The 26,330-nt window shown below is 67.1% G+C and carries 28 protein-coding genes, 1 tRNA gene and 1 pseudogene; 17 read left to right on the forward strand and 13 right to left on the reverse strand.

Annotated elements, in window-relative coordinates; translation table 11 throughout:
- Positions 1-777 (reverse strand): ComF family protein, encoded by a 777-nt coding sequence (locus tag C936_RS15160; RefSeq protein WP_369771395.1) that lies wholly within the window; start codon positions 775-777, stop codon positions 1-3.
- Between the two features lie 12 nt (positions 778-789).
- Between C936_RS15160 and C936_RS0100520 the strand changes: the two genes are divergently transcribed.
- The 6 genes and pseudogenes from C936_RS0100520 to C936_RS0100550 all read left to right on the forward strand — a co-directional run bounded on the left by C936_RS0100520 (position 790) and on the right by C936_RS0100550 (position 6,272).
- Positions 790-1,248, forward strand: a complete 459-nt coding sequence (locus tag C936_RS0100520; protein WP_012983647.1) for a hypothetical protein — start codon at positions 790-792, stop codon at positions 1,246-1,248.
- Positions 1,245-2,240, forward strand: coding sequence for a biotin synthase BioB (gene bioB / locus C936_RS0100525; protein ID WP_018174893.1), 996 nt, complete (start codon positions 1,245-1,247; stop codon positions 2,238-2,240). The genes C936_RS0100520 and bioB overlap by 4 nt, the downstream gene beginning before the upstream one ends.
- A 13-nt stretch (positions 2,241-2,253) precedes the next feature.
- Positions 2,254-3,006, forward strand: a complete 753-nt coding sequence (locus tag C936_RS0100530; protein WP_018174894.1) for a class I SAM-dependent methyltransferase — start codon at positions 2,254-2,256, stop codon at positions 3,004-3,006.
- 24 nt (positions 3,007-3,030) lie between these two features.
- Positions 3,031-4,212 (forward strand): 8-amino-7-oxononanoate synthase, encoded by a 1,182-nt coding sequence (gene bioF, locus C936_RS0100535; protein ID WP_018174895.1) that lies wholly within the window; start codon positions 3,031-3,033, stop codon positions 4,210-4,212.
- Between the two features lie 121 nt (positions 4,213-4,333).
- Positions 4,334-4,912, forward strand: a complete 579-nt coding sequence (locus tag C936_RS0100540) for a glycine zipper domain-containing protein (RefSeq protein WP_012983651.1) — start codon at positions 4,334-4,336, stop codon at positions 4,910-4,912.
- Positions 4,913-5,047: 135 nt separating this feature from the next.
- Positions 5,048-6,272: pseudogene (locus C936_RS0100550) on the forward strand (DUF418 domain-containing protein).
- Positions 6,273-6,279: 7 nt separating this feature from the next.
- Here the strand turns inward: C936_RS0100550 and radC are convergent.
- Both radC and ilvD read right to left on the reverse strand, forming a co-directional pair.
- Positions 6,280-6,951, reverse strand: a complete 672-nt coding sequence (gene radC, locus C936_RS0100555; RefSeq protein WP_018649101.1) for a DNA repair protein RadC — start codon at positions 6,949-6,951, stop codon at positions 6,280-6,282.
- Positions 6,952-7,198: 247 nt separating this feature from the next.
- A complete protein-coding gene (ilvD, locus tag C936_RS0100560) occupies positions 7,199-9,052 on the reverse strand; it encodes a dihydroxy-acid dehydratase (protein WP_018174899.1) in 1,854 nt (617 codons plus the stop codon).
- Positions 9,053-9,134: 82 nt separating this feature from the next.
- Between ilvD and C936_RS0100565 the strand changes: the two genes are divergently transcribed.
- The 3 genes from C936_RS0100565 to argA all read left to right on the forward strand — a co-directional run bounded on the left by C936_RS0100565 (position 9,135) and on the right by argA (position 11,342).
- The gene (locus C936_RS0100565) at positions 9,135-9,407 is read left to right on the forward strand and encodes a heavy-metal-associated domain-containing protein (RefSeq protein ID WP_018174900.1); all 273 of its coding nucleotides are present in this window, start codon (positions 9,135-9,137) and stop codon (positions 9,405-9,407) included.
- Positions 9,408-9,422: 15 nt separating this feature from the next.
- The gene (locus tag C936_RS0100570; protein WP_018174901.1) at positions 9,423-9,893 is read left to right on the forward strand and encodes a DUF192 domain-containing protein; all 471 of its coding nucleotides are present in this window, start codon (positions 9,423-9,425) and stop codon (positions 9,891-9,893) included.
- 207 nt (positions 9,894-10,100) lie between these two features.
- On the forward strand, positions 10,101-11,342 hold the full coding sequence (gene argA / locus C936_RS0100575) for an amino-acid N-acetyltransferase (RefSeq protein WP_018174902.1): 1,242 nt from the start codon (positions 10,101-10,103) through the stop codon (positions 11,340-11,342).
- 27 nt (positions 11,343-11,369) lie between these two features.
- Here the strand turns inward: argA and C936_RS0100580 are convergent, their stop codons facing one another.
- Both C936_RS0100580 and dksA read right to left on the reverse strand, forming a co-directional pair.
- The gene (locus C936_RS0100580) at positions 11,370-12,248 is read right to left on the reverse strand and encodes a sterol desaturase family protein (RefSeq protein ID WP_018174903.1); all 879 of its coding nucleotides are present in this window, start codon (positions 12,246-12,248) and stop codon (positions 11,370-11,372) included.
- 42 nt (positions 12,249-12,290) lie between these two features.
- Positions 12,291-12,716: an RNA polymerase-binding protein DksA gene (gene dksA / locus C936_RS0100585; RefSeq protein ID WP_012983659.1), complete on the reverse strand. Its 426-nt coding sequence runs from the start codon at positions 12,714-12,716 to the stop codon at positions 12,291-12,293.
- Positions 12,717-12,857: 141 nt separating this feature from the next.
- Here dksA and C936_RS0100590 point away from each other — a divergent pair, with 141 nt between their 5' ends.
- Genes C936_RS0100590 through murU form a run of 3 tightly spaced genes read left to right on the forward strand, consistent with a single transcriptional unit; the run spans position 12,858 to position 15,330 of the window.
- On the forward strand, positions 12,858-13,655 hold the full coding sequence (locus C936_RS0100590; RefSeq protein WP_012983660.1) for a phosphodiesterase: 798 nt from the start codon (positions 12,858-12,860) through the stop codon (positions 13,653-13,655).
- Positions 13,652-14,638 carry an aminoglycoside phosphotransferase family protein gene (locus C936_RS0100595; protein WP_018649102.1) on the forward strand — a complete coding sequence of 329 codons (987 nt, stop codon included), beginning with the start codon at positions 13,652-13,654 and terminating at the stop codon, positions 14,636-14,638. Before C936_RS0100590 ends, C936_RS0100595 begins: the two co-directional genes overlap by 4 nt.
- Positions 14,638-15,330, forward strand: coding sequence for an N-acetylmuramate alpha-1-phosphate uridylyltransferase MurU (gene murU, locus C936_RS0100600; protein WP_012983662.1), 693 nt, complete (start codon positions 14,638-14,640; stop codon positions 15,328-15,330). The genes C936_RS0100595 and murU overlap by 1 nt, the downstream gene beginning before the upstream one ends.
- On the opposite strand, the gene C936_RS0100605 is transcribed toward murU, so the two are convergent.
- From C936_RS0100605 to C936_RS0100615, 3 genes are read right to left on the reverse strand one after another with little or no spacing between them, the layout of a single operon-like run.
- Positions 15,315-15,803, reverse strand: a complete 489-nt coding sequence (locus tag C936_RS0100605; RefSeq protein WP_012983663.1) for a DsrE family protein — start codon at positions 15,801-15,803, stop codon at positions 15,315-15,317. The genes murU and C936_RS0100605 overlap by 16 nt on opposite strands.
- Positions 15,804-15,843: 40 nt before the next feature.
- Positions 15,844-16,656 (reverse strand): hypothetical protein, encoded by an 813-nt coding sequence (locus C936_RS0100610; RefSeq protein WP_018649103.1) that lies wholly within the window; start codon positions 16,654-16,656, stop codon positions 15,844-15,846.
- Positions 16,649-17,209, reverse strand: a complete 561-nt coding sequence (locus tag C936_RS0100615; protein WP_012983665.1) for an RNA polymerase sigma factor — start codon at positions 17,207-17,209, stop codon at positions 16,649-16,651. Before C936_RS0100615 ends, C936_RS0100610 begins: the two co-directional genes overlap by 8 nt.
- 144 nt (positions 17,210-17,353) lie before the next feature.
- Here C936_RS0100615 and C936_RS0100620 point away from each other — a divergent pair, with 144 nt between their 5' ends.
- From C936_RS0100620 to C936_RS0100630, 3 genes are read left to right on the forward strand one after another with little or no spacing between them, the layout of a single operon-like run.
- The gene (locus C936_RS0100620; protein WP_012983666.1) at positions 17,354-17,797 is read left to right on the forward strand and encodes a hypothetical protein; all 444 of its coding nucleotides are present in this window, start codon (positions 17,354-17,356) and stop codon (positions 17,795-17,797) included.
- Between the two features lie 2 nt (positions 17,798-17,799).
- Positions 17,800-19,236, forward strand: coding sequence for a glutamate--cysteine ligase GCS2 (locus tag C936_RS0100625; RefSeq protein WP_018649104.1), 1,437 nt, complete (start codon positions 17,800-17,802; stop codon positions 19,234-19,236).
- An 8-nt stretch (positions 19,237-19,244) separates the two neighbouring features.
- Complete coding sequence (locus C936_RS0100630) at positions 19,245-20,258, forward strand: M14 family metallopeptidase (protein ID WP_018174907.1); 1,014 nt, start codon at positions 19,245-19,247, stop codon at positions 20,256-20,258.
- A gap of 43 nt (positions 20,259-20,301) precedes the next feature.
- Here the strand turns inward: C936_RS0100630 and C936_RS0100635 are convergent, their stop codons facing one another.
- From C936_RS0100635 to C936_RS0100655, 5 genes are all read right to left on the reverse strand, one after another.
- Positions 20,302-22,533, reverse strand: coding sequence for a hypothetical protein (locus tag C936_RS0100635; RefSeq protein ID WP_018138910.1), 2,232 nt, complete (start codon positions 22,531-22,533; stop codon positions 20,302-20,304).
- Between the two features lie 209 nt (positions 22,534-22,742).
- The gene (locus tag C936_RS0100640; RefSeq protein ID WP_018138909.1) at positions 22,743-22,952 is read right to left on the reverse strand and encodes a hypothetical protein; all 210 of its coding nucleotides are present in this window, start codon (positions 22,950-22,952) and stop codon (positions 22,743-22,745) included.
- Between the two features lie 141 nt (positions 22,953-23,093).
- Positions 23,094-23,170: transfer RNA gene (locus tag C936_RS0100645), tRNA-Met, on the reverse strand.
- 60 nt (positions 23,171-23,230) lie between these two features.
- Positions 23,231-23,536 (reverse strand): ferredoxin, encoded by a 306-nt coding sequence (locus C936_RS0100650; RefSeq protein ID WP_018138908.1) that lies wholly within the window; start codon positions 23,534-23,536, stop codon positions 23,231-23,233.
- 54 nt (positions 23,537-23,590) lie between these two features.
- On the reverse strand, positions 23,591-24,325 hold the full coding sequence (locus tag C936_RS0100655) for a YdiY family protein (RefSeq protein ID WP_018138907.1): 735 nt from the start codon (positions 24,323-24,325) through the stop codon (positions 23,591-23,593).
- On the opposite strand from C936_RS0100655, the gene C936_RS0100660 reads away from it, so the two are divergent.
- On the forward strand, positions 24,324-25,616 hold the full coding sequence (locus C936_RS0100660; RefSeq protein ID WP_081616840.1) for a (Fe-S)-binding protein: 1,293 nt from the start codon (positions 24,324-24,326) through the stop codon (positions 25,614-25,616). The two genes, C936_RS0100655 and C936_RS0100660, sit on opposite strands and share 2 nt — an antisense overlap.
- Before the next feature lie 55 nt (positions 25,617-25,671).
- The gene (gene coq7 / locus C936_RS0100665) at positions 25,672-26,310 is read left to right on the forward strand and encodes a 2-polyprenyl-3-methyl-6-methoxy-1,4-benzoquinone monooxygenase (RefSeq protein ID WP_018138905.1); all 639 of its coding nucleotides are present in this window, start codon (positions 25,672-25,674) and stop codon (positions 26,308-26,310) included.
- The last annotated feature ends 20 nt before the right edge of the window (positions 26,311-26,330 follow it).

Raw genomic sequence — 26,330 nt, forward strand, 5'->3', positions numbered from 1 at the left:
TTACGCGCGGGCAAGCGCCAGACCCTCGACCGATGCCGCTCCCGCCGCCCGCAGCGCACGGGCCAGCGCATCCAGGGTCGCCCCGGTCGTGACCACATCGTCCACCAGCAGCACCCGTTCGCCCGCCAGCGCCATCTTTACGGCAAACGCATCGCGCAGGTTCCGGCGCCGCTGAGGACCACTCAGCGTCTGCTGCGAAGGCGTGGCCCGCACACGGAGCACGCACCCGGTATCCAGCGGGAGCCCCAGTTCCTCAGAGACACGTTGTGCCAGAGGCTCACACTGATTGAACCCACGCTCGCGCAGGCGCGAAGGGTGCAACGGGACCGGCACCACGCGGGTAGGCAACGGCGTCGACGCATCCCGGCGTTCGCGGGCTGCCTGTGCGGCCAGGTCCACGAGGATCCGTTCAGCGCGGGCGTGGCCGCTGCGCTTGTAGGCCAGCAGCACCCGATCCAGCGGCCAGGCATAGGCCCATGGCGCCCGCAGGGCGTCTACCGCCGGAGGGCGGCGCTGACAGGCGGGGCAGGCCACTGTCGCCGGCAGGGGTGCCGCGCAACCCGGGCACGGGACCTCCACCCGCACCAGGTCCTTGCGGCAGGCAGGACAGATGGCCCCGCCCTCCGGCAACGGGGCCAGACACAAGCCACAGTGGTCGGGATACAGCGCCCGGGCCGCCCAGGCGCTCAGCGCACGCAGCGCGCCCGATCGCTCTCCAGTTTGCCCCGGCGTGGCTGAAGGGGGATGAGCCATGATGGTATGCTTCCGCTTTTGCATTCAGGGTAGTCCATGGCGACCAAGACCGTCTCCGCACGCAGTTCGCGGCGCGCCGCCGCGATGTTCGACGTCGGCAATCTGATCAGCGTGTCGATTGCCGGCATCCCGCTGTTTGTGGTCAGCAGCGAGGGGGTCGGAGTCGGCTTCATCATTGCCGCGATCATGGGCATCGTGCCGCTAGTGCTGTGGTTTGGCGCCTCCATGCTGGTGTACGCCCTGAACAAGCACCACCCCGATCCGCGAGTGGGCCATTTCACGCAGTGGGCGGCCTATCGCTACTACGCGCTGATGGGCCTGCTGATCGGGGTCGCCACCTTCTTCCCGCCGGATCTGGCCTACTACCGCGCCTACTGGGCCGTGGCTGCCGCCATCCTGCTGCCGTGGACGGTCTACGCCCTGTTCCGCGTCTACCGCGAACCCTGGGCCGATGTCGCCATCCCGGCGGAAGCCGACAAGGAGCCACACTCATGAGCACGCCCCGCCACGACTGGAACACCGACGAGGTCGAGGCCCTGCTCGACCTGCCGCTGAACGACCTGATCTTTCGCGCGCAGACGGTGCACCGCGAGCACTTTGACCCCAACGCGGTTCAGGTAAGCACCCTGCTGTCGATCAAGACCGGGGCCTGCCCGGAGGACTGCGCCTACTGCCCGCAGAGCGCGCACCACGACGTGGAGCTGGAACGCGAACGCCTGCTCCCGCTGGAGGAAGTGCTCGAGGCCGCGCGCAACGCCCGCGCCCAGGGCGCGACCCGCTTCTGCATGGGTGCCGCCTGGCGCAACCCCACCGACAAGAACCTGGAGCGCGTGATCGAGATGGTGCGCGCGGTCAAGGACGAGGGTCTGGAGACCTGCATGACCCTCGGCATGCTGAAGGCCGAGCAGGCGAAGCGCCTGTCCGAGGCGGGGCTGGACTACTACAACCACAACCTCGACACCTCGCCGGAGTTCTACGGCCACATCATCTCCACCCGCACCTACGATGACCGTCTGGAGACCCTGGAGCACGTGCGCGAGGCCGGCATGAACGTCTGCTGCGGCGGCATCCTCGGCATGGGCGAGTCGCGCCGCGACCGCGCGCGCCTGCTGCAGCAGATGGCCAACCTGCCGAAGCACCCGGAGTCGGTCCCGATCAACCAGCTGATCCAGGTCGAGGGCACCCCACTGCACGGGATCGAGGACCTCGACCCGCTGGAGTTCGTGCGCACCATCGCCGTGACCCGCATCCTGATGCCGGCCTCCTACGTGCGCCTGTCCGCCGGGCGCACCGAGATGTCCGACGAGATGCAGGCCCTGTGCTTCCTGGCCGGCGCCAACTCGCTGTTCTACGGCGACACCCTGCTGACCACACCGAACCCCGGCGAGAACCACGACCTCGCGCTGTTCGAACGCCTCGGCCTGCGCCCGGAGGCCGGCCCGGAAGCCCCCGGGGAATCGGACCGGCCCGCCTCCGCATCGGCCTGATGCCGACCGGCCAGTGGCGGGCGACTTTCCCGATCATTTCTCGGCGGTGGCGGCGGCGTATGCCCGCCACCGCCCGGACTACCCCGCCGATCTCTTTGACTGGCTGGCCGCGCGCACCCCGCACCACGAACAGGCCTGGGACTGCGCCAGCGGCAATGGCCAGGCCGCGCAGGGCCTGCAGCCTCACTTCTCCCAGGTCGTAGCGACCGATGCCGCCCCAGCCCTGCTGGCCGCTCTGCCGGCGACAGCCGGGATCAACCGAGTAGCCTGCGCCGCCGAGGCCTGCGCACTGGCCGATACCTCGGTGGATCTCGCCTGCGTCGCCCAGGCCGCGCACTGGTTTCGCCACGCCGAGTTCCATGACGAGGTTGCACGCGTCCTGCGCCCGGGCGGCCTGCTGGCGATCTGGGGCTACGGCATCCTGCGCGCCGAGGACCCGGCGCTGGACCGCCTGCTGACCGACTTTCACGACACCACCCTGGCGCCCTGGTGGCCGGAAGAACGCAGCCATATCCGTAGCCACTACCGCGACCTGCCGTTCCCCTGGCCGGAGATCGAGACGCCCGAGTTTCGGATCGACCGCGAATGGGGCCGCGACACCCTGCTCGGCTACCTCGGCACCTGGTCAGCCATCCGCCGCGCGCAGACGGCCGGCCAGGATCCGCTGGCCGTGCTGGAGCCGGCCCTGCGCGCGCTGTGGCCGAATACGGACATCACCGCCCGCGTCCACTGGCCGATCTTCCTGCGCGCCGGGCTGCGGCCGTGAGCGATTCACCATGAGCCATTCACCATGAGCGAGACGCTGCAGGCCTTTCTGCAGGCCCGCCTCGACCGCGTGCGCACGGACGGTCGCTGGCGCCGTCTGCGCACGCTGGACGGGCCGCAGCAGCCGGAGCAGGTCATCGACGGTAAATCGATCGTCGCCTTCTGCTCCAACGACTACCTGGGTCTGGCGGCCGATCCGGCCGTCGCCGCCGCCGCCCGCGAGGCCCTCGACCGCTACGGGGTCGGGGCCGGGGCCGCCCATCTGATCAACGGCCACACCCGCGCCCATGTGGAACTGGAGCAGGCGCTGGCGCGCTTCACCGGGCGCGAGCGCGCGCTGCTGTTCTCGACCGGCTACATGGCCAACCTGGCGCTGGTACAGACGCTGGCCGGCCGCCACGACACGGTGTTCGAGGACCGCTGGAACCATGCCTCGCTGATCGATGCCGTGCGCCTGGCCGGCGCGCGCAGCCAGCGCTATCGTCATGCCGATCCCGGGCACCTGCGCGATCGCCTGGAGCGGGCTCCCGATCGCGGGCATCGGCTGGTCGTCACCGACGGGGTGTTCTCCATGGACGGGGATATCGCACCCCTGCCGGAGCTAGCCGCGCTGGCGCGCGAGTTCGATGCCTGGCTGATGGTGGATGACGCCCACGGCCTGTCGGTGCTGGGCGCGACCGGTGGCGGCAGCTGCCAGCACCACGGCCTCGGCGCGGACGATGTGCCGATCCTGATGGGCACGCTGGGTAAGGGATTCGGCGCCGCCGGGGCCTTCGTTGCCGGCTCCGAAGTCCTGATCGAGACCCTGATCCAGACCGCCCGGCCCTACATCTACACCACCGCGATGCCGGCCGCCCTCGCCGCCGCAACGCTGGCGTCCGTGCGCATCGCCGAGGCCGCAACGGATCGGCGGGCGCACCTGCAGGGCCTGCTCCAGCGCCTGGGGGCGGGCCTGGACCGGCTCGGCCTGCAGCACCCGCCTCCGTTGACCCCCATCCAGCCGGTCCAGATCGGTGACGCCCACCGCGCTAGCGACGTGGCCGAGAGGCTGCTGGCCGCCGGGTTTCTGGTCCCGGCGATCCGTCCGCCCACAGTCCCCGAGGGCCAGGCACGGCTGCGCATCACCCTGTCCGCCGCCCACACCGAGGCTCAGGTGGATGCCTTGCTACGGGCGCTGGAGCAGGCCCTCGAGCATGCGACTCCGTGAACCCGTACACACCCCGGCATTGACGCCCTTCACGTTTCCGAAAACCGCCATTCCCTGTTAAAGAACCGTTCAGCAACCCCGCGCGAGGCTGAAGCCGAGCACGGTCGAAAGGAGACGGACCATGGCACGGAAACGCAACCATTCCCGACGCGGTGTACCCACTCATCTGAAGGCGCTGGCGGCCGCGATGCTGTTCGGCTTCGCCGCCGACACCCTGGCCGCCCCACCGCCCTGGGCACCGGCCCACGGCTGGCGCGCGCAGAACGACCCGGGGTATGCCGGGTACCACGGCTACAGTGTTGACCGCTGGGAACACGACTACGGCGTGATGGACGGCCGCTGCAACCGCGACGCAATCGGCGCGGCGATTGGCGGCGGTGCCGGCGCCGTCATCGGCCACCAGGTCGGCGACGGCGATCCGGTGGCCATTCTGATCGGGGCGGCCGGTGGCGCGGTGCTAGGCGGCATGATCGGACGCCAGATGGACCGCAATGACCAGGCCTGCATGGGACATGCCCTGGAACTGGCCGAGCCCGGACAGCCCGTCTACTGGGACAATGCCAATGGGCAGCCGGTGCACATGACGCCGGGGCGCGTTCGCGACAGCGGCTGCCGCGACTTCGAGATGATGATCGACGGCGAACGCCACACCGGTACGGCTTGCCCGGACGAACCCGGACACTGGGAGATCCGCGGATAAACGACCATTGGCCCGGGGGCCTTGAACACCCCCGGGCACCATCGCCTATCCTGCAGGGCCACCCTGCCCTTCCCCGGCCGGCCACACCTTCCGTCCGGCTACCGAAGGGCCGCACAGCACGGAATGTCTCACTCCATGGCCCGGATCCTGCCCGCCAATACGTCCCCGTCCGCACCGGAACGCGTGATCGTTCTGGATGTGCTGCGCGGAGTCGCGATCCTCGGCATCCTGGTGATGAACATCCAGTCGTTCGGACGCATCTCCAGCGAATACCTGAATCCGATGGCTCTCGGCCCCCTCCCGCTGGCGGACTGGATCGCCTGGGTCGTGGTCCACGTGCTGGCGGACGAGAAGTTCATCAGCATGCTGACCCTGCTGTTCGGGGCCGGGATCGTGCTGATGGCCTCGGGTTCGCGCCATCCGCGCCGACACCTTCGAGCAGCGCTTTCGCCGCCGCATGGGCTGGCTGTTCCTGATCGGGCTGGCACACGGGCTGATCCTGTGGCCCGGCGACATCCTCGCGGCGTACGCGGTGTGCGGACTGGTGGCCATGCATTTTCGCGACCACCCGCCGATGACGCTCCTGGCCTTCGGGGTCGCGCTGCTCGGAGGACTGACCGCGCTCTGGCTCGTTCTGAGCGCGATCCTGATCTTCCTTGTCCCCGAGCACTGGCTGCAGACGCTCAACGAGCGCTACTGGCAGCCCGGGGCCGATGTCGTCAGCGACGAACTCAACCGGATGTCGCTGCACTGGCTGGCCGCGACCGGCGAGCGGGCGACCGGTGCACTGACTGCGCAGCTGTGGATGTTCTTCTCCGAGCGCCTGTGGCAGATGCTCGCGATGATGTTCATCGGCATGGCCCTGATGCGGCTCGGCTTCCTTCACGGGAGCTGGTCACTGACTGGTTACCGGCGTGTCGTGCTGGCCGGACTGGGCGCCGGCATCCCGCTGGTACTGGCGGGGCTGTGGTTCAACACGGCCGTGGAGTGGGATCTGCGCTACTCGATGTTCCTGGGCCGCATCGCCAACCTGTGGGGCAGTGTCGCGATTGCCCTGGCCTGGGTCGCCCTGGTGATCCTGCTGGCCCACCCCGACGGGCGTCGGCGGATCCTGCCAGGCGTCATCCGCGCCCTCGAGGCGGTCGGCCGCCTCGCGCTGACCAACTACATCGGCCAGTCGATCCTCGCCGCGATGATCTTCTACGGGATCGGGCTCGGCCTGTTCTCGCAGTTCGGGCACCTCGAACTGCTCGGCATCGTGCTGACGATCTGGGTGTTCCAGATCACCTTCTCCCTGCTCTGGCAACGCTACATCGGCCCCGGGCCAATCGAGACCCTCTGGCGGCGCCTGGCAAGCTAGCCAGGGTCTACAGCAGCCCCCGTTCAGCCATGGATACGGGGGTGTCGGCGATCACCACGTGATCGAGTATCCGCACATCCACCAGCCCGAGGGCCTCGGTCAAACGCCGGGTGATCGCGATATCCGAGCCCGAGGGCTCGGCCACCCCGGACGGGTGGTTGTGGGCAAGGATCACCGCGGCCGCATTGTGGTGCAGCACACGCCGCACGACCTCGCGCGGGTGCACGGCGGCGCCGTCAATCGTGCCGCGGAACAGCTCCTCGAAGGCGATCACCCGATGGCGGTTATCCAGGAACAGGACCGCGAAGACCTCGAAGGGATAGTCGCGCAGACGCGCCGCAAGGAACTGGCGGGTGGCAGTCGGCGAGGTCAACGCATCGCCACGCTCCAGGTCGGCGGCGAGGTGCCGCCGACCCATCTCGAGCACCGCCTGGAGCTGGGCGTATTTGGCATCCCCCAGCCCCGGCGCCGCGCAGAATCCCGCCTGATCGGACTGCAATAGAGGCCGCAGCCCGCCGAAGCGGCTGAGCAGATCGCGCGCGACATCGACCGCGCTCTTGCCGGCCACGCCGGTGCGCAGAAAGATCGCCAGCAGCTCTGCGTCCGAAAGCGCAGCCGCGCCCCGTTCGATCAGCTTCTCCCGCGGGCGCTCGGCCGCGGGCCAGTCGGTAATCGCCATCCCCACCTCCCTGTGGTTCGGTCGTTTGGTTTCTTCGTTCCAGGCCGTCTCGGTCATCCCGACCGTAGCGAAGAACCGTAGGATGCGTTGAGCGGCAGCGAAACGCATCCTACGACCCTGCTGGTAGTAGCGAAGAACCGTAGGATGCGTTGAGCAAAGCGAAACGCATCGATTCGGACACCAATGACAACCTTGATGCGTTTCGCTGCCGCTCAACGCATCCTACGACCCTGGTGGTAGCCGTTGGTCAGTCCTCGAAGCGGGAGATGTCGCGCACCGCACCGAACGCGGCGGAGGTCGTCATCAGGGCGTAGGCGCGCAGGGCCTGGGTGACCGGGCGTTCGCGCGACTCGGGCTTCCAGGCCTTCGCGCCACGGGCCTCCATCGCCTCGCGCCGGGCTGCCAGGGTGGCGTCGTCGACGTCGATGCGGATCTCGCGCCCGGGGATGTCGATCACGATGGTGTCGCCCTCCTCGATCAGGCCGATCGCGCCGCCCTGCGCGGCCTCCGGGGAGACGTGGCCGATGGACAGCCCGGAAGTACCGCCGGAGAAGCGCCCGTCGGTGATCAGCGCGCATTCCTTGCCCAGCCCCTTGGACTTCAGATACGAGGTCGGGTAGAGCATCTCCTGCATGCCGGGGCCGCCCTTCGGACCCTCGTAGCGGATGATCACGACGTCACCCGCCTGGATGCGGTCACCGAGGATCGCCTCGACGGCCGCGTCCTGGCTCTCGAACACCCGCGCGGGGCCGGAGAACTTCAGGATGCTCTCGTCGACCCCCGCGGTCTTCACGATGCAGCCGTCCGGGGCCATGTTGCCGTAGAGCACGGCCAGGCCGCCGTCCTGGGAGTAGGCATGTTCGATATCGCGGATACAGCCGTTCTCGCGGTCGATGTCGAGGCTGTCCCAGGTCTTGTCCTGGCTGAACGCGACCTGAGTGGGCACGCCGCCCGGCGCGGCCTTGTACAGGGTCTCGGAGGCAGCGGCGTGGCGCATCACATCCCACTGCTCCAGCGCCTGGCCCATGGTGTCGGCGTGGACCGTCGGGATATCGCGGTGGATCAGCCCACCACGGTCCAGCTCGGCCAGGATGCCGACCACGCCACCGGCGCGGTGCACGTCCTCCATGTGATAGAGCTGGGTGGCCGGCGCCACCTTGCACAGGTTCGGGACCTTGCGCGACAGGCGGTCGATATCCGCCATGGTGAAGTCCACGTCGCCCTCGCGCGCGGCCGCCAGCAGATGCAGCACGGTATTGGTGGAGCCGCCCATCGCGATGTCCAGGCTCATAGCGTTCTCGAAGGCCTCGAAGGTGGCGATCGAACGCGGCAGCACGGATTCGTCGTCCTGCTCGTAGTAGCGCTTCGCGAGCTCGACCACACGCTTTCCAGCCTGTTCGAACAGCGACTTGCGCCCGGCATGGGTGGCCAGCAGCGAGCCGTTGCCCGGCAGCGACAGGCCCAGGGCCTCGGTCAGGCAGTTCATCGAGTTGGCGGTGAACATGCCGGAGCAGGATCCACAGGTCGGGCAGGCGGAGCGCTCGATGGCCTCCACCTCCTCGTCGCTGGCGCTGGAGTCCGCGGCCTTGACCATCGCATCCACCAGATCCAGGTGGATCACGTTGTCACTGCCCGGGGCCTTCACCTTGCCGGCCTCCATCGGGCCGCCGGAGACGAAGACCACCGGGATGTTCAGACGCATCGCGGCCATCAGCATGCCCGGGGTGATCTTGTCGCAGTTCGAGATGCACACCAGCGCATCGGCGCAGTGGGCATTGACCATGTACTCCACCGAATCGGCGATAATCTCGCGCGAGGGCAGCGAATAGAGCATCCCGCCGTGGCCCATCGCGATACCGTCATCCACCGCGATGGTGTTGAACTCCTTGGCCACACCACCGGCCTTCTCCACTTCGCCGGCGACCAGCTGGCCCAGATCCTTCAGGTGCACGTGCCCGGGCACGAACTGGGTGAAGGAGTTGGCGATGGCGATGATCGGCTTGCCGAAGTCGCCATCCTTCATGCCGGTGGCGCGCCACAGGGCGCGGGCGCCGGCCATGTTGCGGCCGTGGGTGGTGGTGCGGGAACGATAGGCGGGCATGGTCGGATCTCGTGAACGTTTATGCAGATGCGGAATCGTACATAATGAGTCGTACAAACCCCAGTTTCCGGAGGAAACGTTGATGAAAATCGAGGTCGAGAACATCAAATGTGGCGGCTGCGCCAGCTCCATCCGCAAGGGCCTGATGCAGGTCGAAGGCGTCACTGAAGCCGAGGTCGATGTGGAAGGCGGCGCCGTGGAAGTCCAGGCCCCGGATAGCGCCCGCGAAGCGGTCGCGGCGAAGCTGGCCAGCATGGGCTACCCCGAGGTGGGCTCGGTCTCCGGTCTGCGTTCCGCCAGCGCCAAGGCCAAGTCCTTCGCCAGCTGCGCCGTGGGGCGCATGAGCGGCGACTAGCCGGCAACGGACGGCATGCGTGCAGTCTCGCGTATCGCGCCCGCCCTCGTGGCGGGCGCGGCTTTGCTGGGGGTCCTGCTGCTGTGGGGCGCGACCCAGGCCGAGTCCGGCCTGCCCGTCACCGAGCTCACGGTCGGCGAGCGGACGCTTAGCGTGGAGATCGCCGCCGACGAGCCCGCCCGCCGGCAGGGCCTGATGCACCGCGAGGAACTGGCCGACGACCAGGGGATGCTGTTCGTCTGGGATCGACCGGCGCGCTACGCGATGTGGATGCGCAACACCTACATCCCGCTGGACGTCGCGTTTATCGACACCGACTACCGCATCACCAACATCGAGACCATGGAGCCACAGACCACCACCCTGCACGAAGCCAAACGCGACGTGCTCTATGCGCTGGAGGTCAACGCGGGCTGGTTCGCGGAAAACGATGTCAGCGCCGGCGACCGGATCGACGATCTCCCGCGCGCACTGGGCAAGAAATAGCTCAAATCTCACACTGATGCGCCCACCGCGTGCTTTCCCTACACTGTCCGACAAGCCCATCCGCGCGCGGACACGCCCGTGAACCCTCCCGCCACCGCCAGTGCCACGCCCGGCGCACCCAGTGAAACCCGGGCCGCCCCGCACCCCTCGGAACTCGACTGGTTCCGCGGGGCGGTGCCGTATATCGCCGCGCACCGGGGCCGGACGATGGTCATCGCCCTGGCCGGCGAGGCTGCGCTGGCACCGGAATTCCCGGAGCTGATGCGCGATATCGCCAAACTGCACGCGCTCGGTGTGCGTGTGGTGCTGGTCTATGGCGTGCGCCCCCAGATCGAGGCCCGACTGGCCGAGCGCGGCCTGACGCCGCAGTACGCGGAGGGCCTGCGAGTCACCGACGCGCCGGCGCTGGAGGCGGTACTGGATGCAGTCGGCCGGCTGCGCCTGCAGATCGAGGGCCTGCTGTCGCGCAGCCTGGGGCAGCCGGGCACCGGCAATGCACGGCTGCGCGTGGCCAGCGGCAATTTCGTCACCGCGCGCCCGCTTGGCGTGCGTGGCGGCGTGGACTTTCACTACACCGGCGAGGTGCGCGGGGTCGATACCGAGGCCCTGCGCAACCTGCTGGACCGGGAACAGGTGGCGCTGGTTTCGCCGCTGGGGTACTCGCCCACCGGCGAGGTGTTCAACCTCTCGGGCGAGGACGTGGCGACCCAGGTCGCGATCGCCCTGAACGCGGACAAGCTGATCTTCCTGACCGAGGCGGGGGTCCTGCGCGACCCGCAGCACGGGGTCCTGGGCCAGCTGACCGTGCCCGCCGCGGAACGGCTCCTGGCGGAATCGGACGATCTGCCGGAGGAGCTGGCCAACCACCTCAAGAGTGCGATCGACGCCTGCCGCCAGCGCGAGATGCGCGTCCACCTGGTGGACCGCCATGACGATGGCGGGCTGCTGATCGAGCTGTTCACCCGCCAGGGGATCGGCACGCTGGTCTCGCGCGAACCGCTGGAGCGGCTGCGTCAGGCAACGATCGACGATGTCGGCGGTATCCATGCCCTGCTGCAGCCTCTGGAGGCCGAGGGCATCCTGGTCCATCGTGCACGCGAGCACCTGGAGCTGGAAATCGAGCGCTTCCAGGTGCTGGATGTCGACGGTCTGATCATCGGCACCGCCGCGCTGTATCCGTTTGGCGAACAAGCGGCGGAGATCGCCTGCCTGGCTCTGCACGCCGACTATCGCGGCAGCGGACGGGGCGACCGCCTGCTGGCGGCCATGGAGTCACTGGCGCGGGAACAGGGCGCACGGCAGCTGTTCGTGCTGACGACCCGCACCGCGCAGTGGTTCCAGGAGCGCGGCTACACGACCGGAAAGGTCGACGATCTGCCGCCCGAGCGGCGCGCGCACTACAACCAGGCGCGAAACTCCCGGGTCTACACGAAACGGCTCCAGCCCTGACCCCGGCCGCCCGCCGCAACCGCGCCATCAGCGCCGGCGGCGGGTGACCTCCTCCCGCGAATCCCCCTCGGTATCTGGGCGGCGATTGATCGGATAGCTGTCGGCGGGCCCGACGAATGGCTGGATCAGCATGCGATCGAGCCGCTCCCAGGCGGGGTCGCGGAACTGGTTCAGCCCAATCGTCATCCCGTCATGCCCGTCCTGCGGCTGCGCGCGGTAGGTCCCCATGATCCGGTCCCAGAGCGAGAGGTTGAATCCGAAGTTCGAGTTGGTCTCGTGCGGATACCAGGAATGGTGGACGCGGTGGAAGTCCGGCGTGACGATGAACCAGCGCAGCACCCGGTCCACCGCGGCCGGCATGCGCACGTTGGAGTGGTTGAACAGGGCCAGCGAGCTGAGGATCACCTCGAAGATCAGCACCGCCAGTGCCGGGGCGCCGATTGCGACCACCACCATGGCCTTGATACCGAACGACAGCACAATTTCCAGCGGGTGGAAGCGCAGGCCGGTGGTCACGTCGAAGTCGAGATCCGCATGGTGCATGCGGTGCAGCCGCCACAGCGACGGGACGGCATGAAACATCACGTGCTGGGCCCAGATCGCGAAATCGAGGACCACGACCGCGATCAGCACGACCAGCCAGAAGGGCAGGTCCAGCATCTGCAGCAGCCCCCAGCCCTGGGTCTCGACGAACAGCCCCAGGCCCACCAGCCCCGCCGGGAACAGGAACCGGGTCAGCAGCGTGCCGGTAATCACCACGCCCCAGTTATTCGACCAGCGATAGGCCTTGCCCACCGACAGGGGACGTCGCGGCCCCAGGATCTCCCAGGTCGCCATGATCGCCAGAACGGACAGCAGGATGCCGACCCGAATGATCGGCTCTTGCGCCAGAAACCAGTCCGCCATGTGTGTGCCCTGCGTTCGCTTCAGGCGCGGTCGCGCCCCTGCCTACTGACCGAAGCGCGCCTCGTTGCGTTCATGGGCCTCCTGGGCCGCCACGCTCAGAGTCGCGATCGGACGAGCCTCCAGGCGGGCGATACCGATCGGCTCGCCGGTCTCCTCGCAGTAGCCGTACTCGCCCAGATCAATTCGCGCCAGGGCCGCATCGATCTTGTTCAGCAGCTTGCGGTAGCGATCGCGCGTGCGCAGCTCCAGCCCGGCATCGGCCTCGTGAGTCGCGCGGTCGTTGGGGTCCGGTTCCTGCCAGCTCTCGGTGCGCAGGTGCTCGAGCGTCTGCTCGGACTCCTCGATCAGTTCCGCACGCCAGGCCTCGAGCTTGGCGCGAAAGTAGTCCAGCTGACGCGGATTCATGTAGGGTTCGTCCTCGGACGGACGATACCCGGACTCCAGGATAGTTTCGGCTTCTTGGCTCATATCGGCCCCTCGCCGGACCGCCTTCCGACCCCATGTCGGAACGGACCCGGCACGACGACAGGTACACCCGATCCAGTATAGGGCACTTCCCCACGCGGACGGCAAACGCCGCGCAACAATCGCAGGACTTCATGGGAACCCATGCACACCATGAGCACCACGCAGCGCCTGATCCAGATCAGTGACACCCACCTGGGCCGCGTGCCCGGGCCGATCCGGGCCGGCTATCCGGACAGCGACACCCAGCTGGAACGAATCCTCGGCGCCCTGCCCCGGGAGCCGGCGGCGGATGCCCTGCTCCTGAGCGGCGATCTGGCCGAGGATCCGGAACCGGCGACCTATGCTCGGCTGGCGCGACTGCTGGGCAGCCGGCGCGAACCGATGCTCGCACTCGCCGGCAACCACGACGATTGCCAGACCCTGCGCACCGCCCTGGAGCCCGAGACCTGTCAAGTCCATGGCGAGAGGATGCTGGGGCCCTGGAAGCTGATCGGCCTGGATTCCAGCACACCCGGCGAGGCGGCCGGGCGTCTGGACGCGTCAGAGTGCGAGCGCCTGGAGAAAAGCCTGTCGGCCGATCCGGACCGCCCTACCGTCGTCGCCCTGCACCATCCGCCAGTGGCCATTGGCAGTGCCTGGATGGATCGGCTGGGGCTGCTCGATCCGGACGCGCTGTTCGCGGTGCTCGACCGCCATCCGCAGGTGCGCGCCTGCCTGTTCGGGCACATCCACCAGGACTTCCGGGCCCGGCGGGGTGCGATCGAGCTCCTCGGAAGCCCGTCGACCTGCGTGCAGTTCACGCCGGGCTCCGAAGAGTTCGCCGTGGATGCGGCCCTGGACGCCGGCTACCGCATTCTGGATCTGCACCCGGATGGGCGATTCGATACGCAGGTGGTCCGCGTACCGGGGACCCGCATCGCCATGGAACCTTCGGCATGAATACGCCAGACGCCCGCGCCCAGTCCTTGCAGCACTGGCTGGACACCCTGCCCGGGGCGTTCGAGGACCTGCGCCTGCTGCGGGCGGATGCGAGCTTTCGCCGCTATTTCCGAGCCCGTCGGGACGGGGTGTCGGTCGTGATCATGGACGCCCCGCCCGAACGCGAGGCAACCGAGCCCTTCGTACGAATCGCCCGGCTGCTGGAGGGTCTGGGGCTGCGACCACCCCGGGTACTGGAACACGAGCCCGACTCGGGCTTTGTGCTACTGGAGGACCTGGGGGACCGCACCTTCACCCGGGCCCTGGCCGAGGGGGCGAACGAATGGCCGCTGTACCAGCGCGCCCTGGATACGCTGGCCACGCTGCATCGGCGCTGGCCCGAGCAAGGCCGCGCTGATCACGCCCCCCCCTATGACCGCGAGCGTCTGCTGGCAGAGACGGCCCTGTACGCGGACTGGTACTGGCCACGGCTGCGGGGTCACGCCATGCCGGAGGCCATGCGTGCGGAGTTCGACGCCGCCTGGCACCAGGTGCTGGAGGCCCTGCCAGGTCTCCCGGACACCCTGGTGCTACGCGATTTCCATGTCGACAATCTGATGCTGCCTCCCGGCGACGAGCAGGCCTGCGCGCTGCTGGACTTTCAGGACGCGGTGATCGGCAGTCCCGCCTATGACGTGGTCTCGCTGCTGGAAGACGCTCGCCGCGAGGTCTCGGCCGAAACGGTCGCCCGCGGGCTCGAACACTACCTGGCGAACGCGGACATGCCCCGCGCGTCGTTCATGGCGCACTATCACGTGCTGGGCGTTCAGCGCACGGTGAAGATCCTGGGCATCTTCGTGCGCCTCGCCGAACGCGACGGCAAGCCCCGCTATCTGGAGCACCTGCCGCGCCTGCACCGACTGCTGGAACAGGGCCTGCGCCACCCCGAACTGGGGCCGGTCGCCCGCTGGTTCGCTGCCCATGCGGCCAGGGAGCACGCCTGATGCGCGCGATGATCCTGGCCGCCGGACGCGGCGAGCGCATGCGCCCGCTGACCGACCATTGCCCGAAGCCACTGCTCCCGGTCGCCGGACGCCCGCTGATCGCCTACACCCTGGAACGCCTGGCCCGGGCCGGCTACCGCACGGTGGTGATCAACACCGCACACCTGGGCGCACAGATCCGCGAGGCGCTGGGGGCCGAGTACGCAGGCACGCGACTGTTGTACTCCGAGGAACCGGAGGGGGCGCTGGAAACCGCGGGGGGCATCCGCCAGGCCCTGCCGCTGCTGGGCGACGGGCCGTTTCTGGTGGTCAATGGCGACGTCTGGTGTGAGCACCCGCTCCACCCTCCCGCCCAACAGCCGCTCGCGGAAAGCGGCCCGCTTGCGCACCTGGTGCTGGTGGACAACCCGCCGCACCATCCGCAGGGCGACTTTCGACTGTCCGGCGGGCGGGTATCGCTGGATACCGGCACGCCGCTGACCTTCAGCGGCATCGGCTGGTATCACCCCGCGCTGTTCGCGGGCCTGCCCGAAGGGCGCCGCCCGCTGGGACCCTTATTGCGCGAGGCCATCGGCGGCGGGCGGGTGAGCGGAGAGCGCTACAGGGGGGATTGGCGCGACATCGGCACCCCCGAACGCCTCGCGACGCTGGAGGCGGACATCGACCGAAGTCGGGATCACGGCTTGATGTAGGTGTAGCCCGCGCGCTGCAGCCGCGTCAGCTCGCCAATGCCCGAGGACACACGGTCCTTGGGCTCGGCATCATGCAGATCGTCCAGCTCGATCCCGCGCTTGTCCAGGGTGTTGCCGCAGACGAGGAACCGCACATCCTGCATCTTCAGGGTGTCCACAGTACTGCGAAGGTCGGGGTCGTCCTTGGCGTGCTGCAGCAGACTGACCCCGCCACCGTGCATCACGACCTTGATCTCCAGACGATCCACCGCACTGCCGTCGATATGGTTCTGCAGGTTGCGCAGGGCATTGAGGTGCAGAGCCGGATCATCGGCATTGATGTGATAGACCACCTGCAGTGTGTCGTCGGCATCAGCGGTCTCGCCGCCGTCTCGCTCGAACGAGAACAGGGCCCAGGTGACCCCCAGCGACAGTACGAAAAGCGCCCCGGCCAGGAACCAGCCGGGGCGCGCGAGAAACGAGAGGGGGTTCATCGCCAGGCCGAACCCTCGGGATGACCTGCGACTGGCGCGATCATACCTTGATGTAGATCCAGCCTTCGGCCTGACGGCGCGCGGCCTCGGCTACGCCGGAATCGATCCGTTCGGCCTGCGGGAGGATGTCCACCGTGCCGCCCTCCTCGCGGGCCAGACGATCGAGGGTCTGGGTGCAGGCCGTGAAACGCAGGCTCGCATACTCCTGGCTGAGCGCCGCAACCCGCTCGGGATACGGAGCCCGGTCCATGCGCAGGAAATCCATCGCGTTGTTGTGCACCACGACCTGCACGTTCAGCTCGCGACCATCGGCCGCCGCGTCGCGGTACATCGCCTCGATGTCGTCCAGCAGCTCGGCCATGGATTTCGGGTCGGCCTCGTTGATATGCAGCAGGATCTGGTCAGTCTCGGTCGCCGCGACGACCTGCGGCGCGGAGCCATCGGCCTGATCGCTACCGGCAATCAGCGCCGTCTCGCCGGCATCACCACCAATCAAGGCGGTTGGTTCGCCACTCCCGAGGAATCCGGCGTCGCGCGTAATCTCGTAACCCGCCAGGGACCCCAGCACGAGCGCCACCACCCCGGCCGCCATCGACGGGAACCAGTGGGTACGTGATGATCGGGAGATACGACAGCGTCCGCCGCCTGACTGGGCCGTGGGAAGGTCCTCGTAGGCCATGCCCACCAGCTCCTTGAGCTGGTGCATATCGCAGACCTCTCGGCTCAGGCGCTCGCTGGAGGAGATCAGCTTCAGTGTATTGAGGCGATCCTCGGGCGAGAATTCGCCATCGACGAACGCATTGAGAATCTCCTCGCTGGGGCGATCCTGCGCATTGAGACGGTGTTCAGCCATGCCGATTCCTCACTACCTGAAGATGGGGTCCATCAGCCGCTTGCCCCTGGTCGGCCTGCTGTTCCAACAGCACCTTTTTCAGTTGCGCCCGAGCCCGGCTCAGGCGGCTCATTACGGTCCCGATCGGCACATCCAGCACCTCCGAGACCTCTGCGTATGCGAACCCCTCCAGGTCCACGAGCGACACCACCTGTCGGTGATCCGCGCTCAACTGCGCCATCGCACGGTGGACATCCGACACCATCCGGTTGCGTTCGGTCTGCATCTCCGGACAGTCCTCGCAGGGCAGCTCCATGCTGTCCACGTCCACCGTATCCTTCTGCCGCCGTCCCCAGTCCCGGTAGCAGTTGGTCATGATGCGGAACACCCAGGCCTTCAGGGCGCTCTCGTCCTGCAGCGATTTCAGCCGGGTCAGGGCCTTCATCATCGCTTCCTGCACCAGGTCGTCGGCCAAAGCGGCGTCGTGACACCAGGCAAAGGCCATGCGGTACATTTGCGGTCGAAGGTCACAGACCTTCTGGCGCAACCGCCTCTGTGCGAACCAGGTCGCCATGTTGTATTTCCTCCATCCGCAGGGCCGTACGTGCGGCCTTGCTTGTTCTTGTACCTTGTAGGACGCTACCCCACGCAGCGCTATTCCGGTCCAGGCCCTTCTCTTTGTGGCCTGCGTCCCGAATCCCCAGCCTCAGGATACCCAATGCCCTTCGATCCGCAACAACTGGAAGCCTCCTTTGCATTCGACCCGGAGACCACCCGTGACCTGCGCGAGCGCTGGTCGCGTCTGATCACGGATGCCGTCTGGGGCGACCTGAAGACCGGGACGATCGGGGCAGTACCCCGCCTGCGCAAGCGCCTGCTGGAGCTGGGCGAGAACCTGCGGTCGCTGCTGTCCGACCGCGCCTGGATTCCGCACGAGCGCGAACGCGTGAAGGGGGCGATGGCGGCCGCGCTCAACCTGCGCGACAGCCTGCAGCAGACCGACCGGGCGGCGAAGCTGCTGAACGGAGGCGAGGATTTCGCGGCCTTCGAGGCCGACTACCTGGCCTTTCGCAAGGCGCTACTGACCTTCCTCGAACAGCACGAACAGGTCTGGGGTGATCTCCTGGAAAGCCTCTACGACGACGCGCCGGACGAGGACTGACTTTGGGCCAGGAGATCGCCGACGAGCACTTCAACGCACAGGACTACGAGCGTTTTCGCGCCGCCCTGGGTCGCGAGACGGCGCTGCTGCACGAATGGCTGGAACAGCAGACGGATGGCCCCGAAGTCCCGCCACGACTCGGGTTCGAGATCGAGGCCTGGCTTTGCGATGCGGCCGGACGCCCCCTGCCGGTCAACCAGGGGGTCCTCGAATCGATGGACAGCCCCCTGGCCACGCTGGAACTCGCCCAGTTCAATCTCGAGCTCAATTCGTCGGTCTTCCAGGTAGGCCCCGGATGCTTTGCGGCGATCCTCTCGGAGCTGAACGAGACCCTGCGCCAGGCACGCCGCGCCGCACGCCACCATCAGGCCGAGCTGCTGATGGCCGGCACGCTCCCAACCATCCAGCCGGAGGACCTCGGCCTGCACCACATGTCGCCCCAGGCGCGCTACCGCGCACTCAACACGGCGGTGCTGGAACAACGTGCACAACGGCCGCTCAAGCTCGACATCGTCGGGCGCGAACATCTGCAGCACGCCCACCGCGACGTGATGCTGGAGGCCCTGGCCACCTCGTTCCAGGTCCACACGGAGACCCGTCCAGCAGTCGCCCACCGCGCCTACAACGCCAGCCTGGTGGCCAGCGCCCCGGTACTGGCCGCGGCCGGCAATACCCCGTTTGTGTTCGGCCATGATCTGTGGTGCGAGAGCCGCATCCCGGTGTTCGAACAATCGGTCGAGGTGGGTGGCTTTGCCGACAGCGCGCGCGGCCCGATCCGGCGCGTGACCTTTGGCACGGGGTACCTGCATCACTCGATCGGCGAACTCTTTACCGAGAATCTGGAGCACTTTCCGGTGCTGTTGCCGGCCAGGCTCGATGCCCCGTCGCGGGAGCTGCGCCATCTGGCCCTGCACAACGGGACGATCTGGCGCTGGACGCGCCCCATCGTGGGCGTCGACGACCGCGGCCACCGCAACCTGCGGCTGGAGTTCCGCTGTCTGCCGGCCGGGCCCACGCTGATCGACATGCTGGCGAACACGGCGTTCGCGATGGGACTGACCGAACACCTGATCCACGAATCGCCCGACGGCACGCTGGGCACACCCTTCTCGGAGGCACGCGACAACTTCTACAATGCCGCGCGCTACGGGCTGGATGCCAGGCTGCGCTGGGGACACGCGGAGCCGGAGCCGGCCCCCCGGCTGATTCGGCGGCACCTGCTGCCGCGGGCCGCCGCGGGACTCGAGCGTCTGGGCGTGGACCCCGCCGAGGCCAACAGCCTGCTCGGAATTATCGCGGCGCGCACGGCCACGCGGCAGACCGGGACCCAGTGGCAGCGCGACTGGGTCGAGCGTCATGGTCGGGACTGGTCCGGCCTCGTGCGCGCCTATCGCGGCTGGCAAAACACCGGCTCGCCGGTCCACACCTGGGGACTCTGATTCGACCCATGACCCAAGACCTTCCCGAACTCCACGAACTGCCTGATGGCTTTCTCGACGCCACCCCGCAGAACCTGTACGAGTGCGTACCGGAGCCCACCCTGATCCACCTGGAGGGGCAACGCAGCCCGGCGGTCGCGGTCGTCCTTCTGCTGCACGGCAACGAGCCCGTGGGCCTGCAGGCGGTCCAGCAGCTGCTGCGACACTACACCGGGAAGCCCCTGCCACGGGCACTGACGCTGATCATCGGCAACCCGCGCGCCGCGGCCGTCAGCCAGCGCCATCTCGACGAGCAACCGGACTTCAATCGCATCTGGCCCGGTACCGAGCAGGCGGGATCGCCGGAGGCCGAGCGCTTCGCCGAGGTCTGTCGCCGCCTGGAACAGCGCGGGCTGTTCGCCGCGGTCGATTTGCACAACAACACCGGGCGCAACCCACATTACGCCTGCATCAACCGCCTGGACCCGGCCTTCATGAACCTGGCGGCGCTATTCGGGCGCACAGTGGTTTACTTCACGCGCCCGCGCGGCGTCGCCTCGATGGCCCTGGCGCGTATCGCCCCCTCGGTCACGCTGGAATGTGGCCCGCCGAATGACGGGTCAGGCATCCAGCACGCCTTCGAGATGCTGGACGCGGTGCTGCACCTGGATCACTTTCCGGAGCATCCGCCACGCGCCGGCGATATCGAGATCTTCCACACCGTGGCCCAGGTGCGCGTACGACCCGGGCTGCAGGCCGGGCTGGACGCCCAGCACGATGTCCGGCTCGAACCCGACCTGGACCGCCTGAACTTCCAGTTGCTCCCGGCCCGCTCGACACTGGTGCATATCCGCCCCGAGGTCGACAGCCCGCTGGTCGCGATTGCCGAGGACGGAAGCGAGGTGACCGCTCAATATCTGGAGACGCATGGCGACGAGATCCAGCTCAAGCGCGCGGCGATGCCGTCGATGTTGACGCTGGATTCACGGGTAATCGCACAGGATTGCCTGTGCTACCTGATGGAGCCCCTGGCCCTGCCTTGACGAGCGCTCTGCCCCTGACGCCTCAGGGGCAGCCCCAACATTCTTACTTCTTGCTGCTGGTCCGGCGCTTGGTCGCAGTCGTACCGGTCTTGCCGTCGTTCAGGCTGATGATCTGCGTCTTGCTGGTGCGGTGGCGGTAGATTTCGCGCAGATAGCGAATCGCCTGCTTGACGTTCTCTCGACTCAGCCGGATGTCATTGATCGAGACGAAGCTCTGCTCGTCGCTGCACATCTCGCGATATTTTTTCTCGTACATCGGTTTGATCGCGTACCAATTGGTATCAAGGATGCGCGTCGGGTTCTCGAACTCGTTGAGCATGTCGTCCACGCGCTGTTCGTCGAATTCCTCGGCCCGGATCAGGTCCAGAACCGCATGGTCGAGGGTGTCATCGAAGCGGGTCTTGTCATTGGCGAAGCAGCGCTTGATGTAGGCAACGAACAGGGTCAGGAAGTCGTCCGACAGGCAGGGGCTCTTCACCACCAAGGTGGTCAGCGACAGGTTGGCCGAGGCCCCGATGACCAGGGCGTAGCGCTTGAGCGTGGTGTTCGGGAACAGCCCGTTCAGGTGCGTCTTCAGCCGGTTCAGGTCCATGTAGGACAGCTTGTAGTCCTTGGGCAGCGACAGGATCGTGACGATAGACGAGCAGTTCTTGAAGAAGTGCAGGTCGCGCAGATGGACCGCGTCCATGCTCGACTCCTTGTATTTCTTCAAGGCCTCGCGGTAGCGCGGGGCATCGATCGGCAGCAGGCTGATGCCCTCGATCGCCTCGGTCTGCTTGTTGAAATGCGGCAGATCGATGGAGCGATAAAACAGGTCATCGATATCCAGCGAACCCTGCCCGACCGGGGCCTGCTCGCCGGTCGCCACCTCGGACTCCGCGTAGGCCACGGCCACCGGCCCCGCCAGGCTCATGAAGAGATCGTTCGCATCCAGGCGGATCGTCTCGCCGATGTCGACCCCCGCACGGCGGAAGTAGTCTTCATCGTAGTCCGTGGTGACCGCCTGCGCGGTCAGGATGTTGAAGATCTGCTGGGAGATGTACTGGTTGGCGTACTTCTCCATGGCGTTGACATCGACGTTGCGGATATTGCCGTCGTCGGTCTCCTCCGCGTAGCGCATGATGTCGTTGGAGATCAGCATCATCGCGTTCCAGGGGCGGATGCGATGCATCATGTCCTCGTCGCGGGTCTCCTCGGCCTCGAAGTTGTAGGAGAAATCCCATTCCTCCGCGAGATACTTGCACAGCAGGCGCCCGGCATTGATGTGCAGCGCCTCGGACATCTCCACCCGGTTGTCCTGGATGTTCGGCAGGATGCAGATACCGGCGGCAAAGATCGGCTCGAACACGAACGAGTGGTCGCGGTTGGCCTTGTCGCGCTTTTCCAGCTTCGGGTCGAAGGTCTTGCGCATGTAGGAGTACTGTTGCGCCAGCCCGAATTCCGAGGCCATGCCGGAGCCCGTACCGCCGCCGGCGCTGAAGATGTAGAAGTACAGCCGCGACTGGTTGGCCTTGATCCCGCAGGAATCGATCAGATAGGAGTGGATGAACTTCCAGTCCTCGTTGGAGAACTGATCGGTGTCCTTGTTCAGGATGATGCGCGCCAGGTACTGGCCCAGGATCGGCGCGTTACCGGCCCCGCCGGCATGCACCTCGGACAGATCCATGATCTTCATCTTGTTGTAGTTATCGATGAAGTTGTCCTGCCCTGCACGACTGGAGAAGCGGATGCGCCCCTCGATGTCCTTGTCGAGATCGCCCAGCATCACCATCGGCTCGATCAGGAATACCGGCTTCACCGCATTGGACGGCGGCAGGTTCAGGCTCTTGCGAATCCAGCGCAGCGGCCGCATCTCCTTCTCACGGCCACCATTTTCTTCGTTGTCCAGCTCGCGCATGTATTCCGAGCGCGCGCTGTGAACCAGCGCCGCCACATCGAGGGCGACGTTGGAGCCGCACCGGCCAACACCGATCAGGCACACGGACGGGAAGCACTGCTGCTTGTGTTCGTCGGCGGCGCTCCCCTTGGTCAGTCGCGGGAATACCGTGCTGCGCAGGTGATCGAGATTTTCGAGGATCCGGTCGAGGTCGCGCTCGGTAAAGTAGTGCGGTTCTGCGCGATCCTGGGTGGTGCGCATCGACGCGCGACTGGCACCCGCGGCCGGCATGGCCATGCGCGGCCGCGACGGTGGCGCCACGACCCCTTCAGTCAGGACGTTGTCCGCATCCTCGGGCGGGTTCTCCGGCGTGGTATCGCTGGGGTTGGACGTGGACATGCCTGTACTCCTGTATGAATCGCCAAAAATGAGCGCTGGTTCCTTGCGCCTCGCACTAAAGCATGGCGAGGGCGGGGTTTCAACCAGACAGGAGGCACGGGCCGACCGGCCACGTATGGCGGAGTATCACGCGATGCAGAAGCGTTCGACGGGCCGGCGGGTCGTCATACTAAAGACGGACGACACGGGGAAGCATCGTCCTGGAAAACTCAGCCGTCGCGCTCGACGCGCTCGAGCACCTGGGAGACATGATCACCCTTGCGGTAATTCGGCAGATCACGCTGCATGTCGGCCAGGGCCTTTTCGCGCGCCTGCTCGCTGTCATACCAGCGATAGGACTCCCAGTCGGGCCCCAGCAGGTGCGGCATGGCCATGGTGCTGCCTTCCGGCAGGCGGATGCGGATTCCGTAACGTTTCATGGAGTTCGTCCGATGTTGGTCCCAATGAGCCGGGACGGCCGGGGCGCAGTCTAGCCGAGCCCTGAAAGACCAGCAACAAACCGGCGCAGCCCCCCCAGAACAAAAAAGGGGCTGCAGAAGCAGCCCCTTTCGGGAAGACGGTGGTGGCTACGCCCTGATTCGAACAGGGGACCCCATCATTATGAGTGATGTGCTCTAACCAGCTGAGCTACGTAGCCACGCGGGTTGCGAATTCTCCGGAGCTGCCCACCCAAAGTCAAGTAGATGCGCGAAGCGGGTCAGATCTGCAGGCGCTCCACCACCCGTCCGTTCTTCAGGTGCTCCTCAAGGATCTCGTCGATATCGTGCTCGTCGTGATAGGTGTACCAGACACCCTCGGGATACACGACGGCGATCGGGCCCTCGTTGCAACGGTCCAGGCAGCCGGCGGTATTGACCCGCACCTGCCCCTTGCCGTGGATCCCCATCGCCTTGGCGCGATCCTTCGCGTAGGCGCGCATCTCGGTCGCCCCGTGGTCCTCGCAGCAGTTGCCGTCTTCGCGGCAATTGGTGCAGAAGAAGATGTGGCGTTCGTAGTAGCCCATCGTGTGCTCCGTCATTCGATCAGCGCATCATAGCGCGGGGTGCGAAAGATCCGGTTACTGGAAGCGATAGACCAGACTCACGTCGGTAATGGTGTCGGTATTCTCGGTACCCGGCTCGACATCGGTGTTGTGCTTGACCGTGAAGCTGGTGCGCAGTGCCAGCCGGCTGGTCATGTCTGCGGTGAGCGAGAGGATGTTTTCAATCTCGGTGTTGTCCGAACCATAAAGGATCAGGAGTTCGTCGGTCAGGCGCGCATTCTCGGAGAAGTCCCAGCGAAAGTTGCCGCCAAAGCGTGCCACGGGTTCGCGTTCGGTGCTGCCCTCGATGCGCTGCTTGTACTGCCGCATACCGCCACCCACTTCGGCGTCCAGCTTGACGGTCTCGCGATCCACCAGCCGGCGACCGTAACCGCCAGTCAGCGAGCTCTGGTACACATAACTGCTGAACCGGTCACGCTCGTAGCGTGCAGCACCGAACAGGTAATCGTGTTCGCCCAACTTGCGATCCAGCTGGTAACTGCCGACATAGCGCTGCCCGGTCGTGTCGTCGTCTTCCTCGTGGTAGTACCCGTCCAGGCGCAGCCGATTGCGCCATTCTTCCGCCGTGTGCTGCGAGCGGAAGCGGGCATTGGCCGTAGTCGACTCGGTGTTCCCTGTGGTCTTGGATGCCCCGAGCTCGATACTGGTCTCCCAGCCCTCGGCATCCCAGGCGATGGCGGGCAGGGCTGGTATGCTCACCAGCATGAACAGGGCAAGCGAGGAACGAACAGGGTGGGCAAAACGCAGCATGAAACCTCTCCCGGGACAGAGTAATGGGGACGAAACCCTAGCAAAGCCCCTCGGTGCGTCGGACCAACCGCCCCGGTTTCAGGGTCTTTCCGCGGCTGACCAGTGCGTCCACTGCGGACTGTGCCTGCCGCACTGCCCCACCTATGCCTGGCACCGAGTCGAAGGGGACTCTCCGCGCGGGCGCCTGACCCTGATGCAGGGGCTGGCCCAGGGCCGACTGGAGCCGCAGGCGCCCCGCCTGCGCGAACACCTGGAGGGTTGTCTCGGTTGCCGCAGCTGCGAGGCCGTCTGCCCGGCACGCGTACCGTTCGGCGCATTGATGGATCGCGCACACGAGATCCTGGAGGAAAACCCGCAGGAGGACCGCCCCGCCACCGCCCGTTGGCGCCAGTCCCTGCAGGCCTCGGCTCTGCGCCACGAGTCACTGCGCGCCCTCAGTGGCATGGCCGCCCGCATCGCCCAGAAGACCGGGGTGCAGCGCTGGCTGCGCCCCGGACAGCGGTTGTGGCGCACCCTGGACCATACCCGTGCCTCGCTCGCCCCGGCGCCGCGACTGGCGGACACCGTGGCCCCGGAACACGCGGATGCCCTGCTGTTTACCGGTTGCATGGATCGTTTCTTTACCGGACCGGACCTAGAGGCCGCGCTCGCCGTACTGAACGCGCTGGGGTTCCGGGTCGCGGTACCACGCGACCAGGTTTGCTGCGGGGCACTGGAACAGCATGGTGGGCGGCCACAGGCCGCGCGCGCCCTGCAACAGCGAAACGCAGAGGCCCTGGCCGGCGAGATGCCCGTGATCGCGCTGGACAGCGGTTGCGAGGCCACGCTGCGGGAAACTCCCGAGGGCAGTCAGGGGGAGCGCAGCATGAGCCTGACCCGGTTCCTGAGCGACCACATCAAGGCCGAACCCGCGCCTCCGACCTGGCGCGACAGCCCGGTACGCGTCGCGCTGCACCTGCCCTGCACCCTGCGCAACGTGACGCACGAGACCCGCGATCTGACCGCACTGCTGCAACGGCTGCCAGGCGTCACCCTGACGGACGTGTCCGGTGCCCCGAACTGCTGTGGTGCGGGTGGCACCGCGATGCTTGCGCTTCCGGAGATGTCCGACGGGCTGGGCGCGTCCACGCTGGATGCGCTGACCGCCGATGCCCCGGATGTGATCGTGAGCGCAAACGTCGGTTGCAGCGTCCACCTGCGTGCCCTGGCGGACGACTGCGGGGGCCCGCCAATCCTCTCGCCGGCCCGCTTTCTCGCCAGTCGGCTCGGCTCCGGCCCCTCCCGGACCTGACGGCCGCAATCGCTTGCGTTACGCTTTAGTTATTCCCTGCGAAACGGGCACCACCATGCGCAAACTCAGCCCCCTGGATCACCTGATCGGCCAGGCCGATGCCTTCGTCAAGGTCGTGGCCGGCCACGCCCGCTCCACCGGCCGTCCGTCGCCCGGGGGCGACGACTGGCCGCACCTGGAAGAGGAAGACCGCCAGCTGTCGACGCGCCTGATGCGGGTCAACCATGCCGGCGAGCTTGCCGCCCAGGGTCTGTACCAGGGGCAGATGCTGACCGCGCGCAATCCACAGATCCGCGAACACCTGGACCAGGCCTCACGCGAGGAAGGCGACCACCTGCACTGGTGCGCGCAGCGTGTGCACGAACTGGGCGGCCACACCAGCCTGCTGGGGCCGTTCTGGTATATCGGATCATTCGGGCTCGGCGCCGTGGCGGGCCTGGCGGGGGATGCCTGGAGCCTGGGCTTTATCGACGAGACCGAGCGTCAGGTCGAGCGCCACCTGGACCGTCACCTGGAGCGCTTGCCGAAGAGCGACGAGACCTCCGCCCGTATCCTCGAGCAGATGAAGCAGGACGAGGTGGAACACGGGGCGCATGCGATGGCGCTGGGCGGCAAGCCACCCCCCTGGCCGGTACGCAACGTGCTGATGCCGCTCACCTCGACCGTGATGACACGCACCGCTTACTGGATCTGAGACCTGCCCCGGAGGACCGG

It is taken from the genome of Thioalkalivibrio sp. ALJ4, from assembly GCF_000377225.1.
GTDB lineage: Bacteria > Pseudomonadota > Gammaproteobacteria > Ectothiorhodospirales > Ectothiorhodospiraceae > Thioalkalivibrio.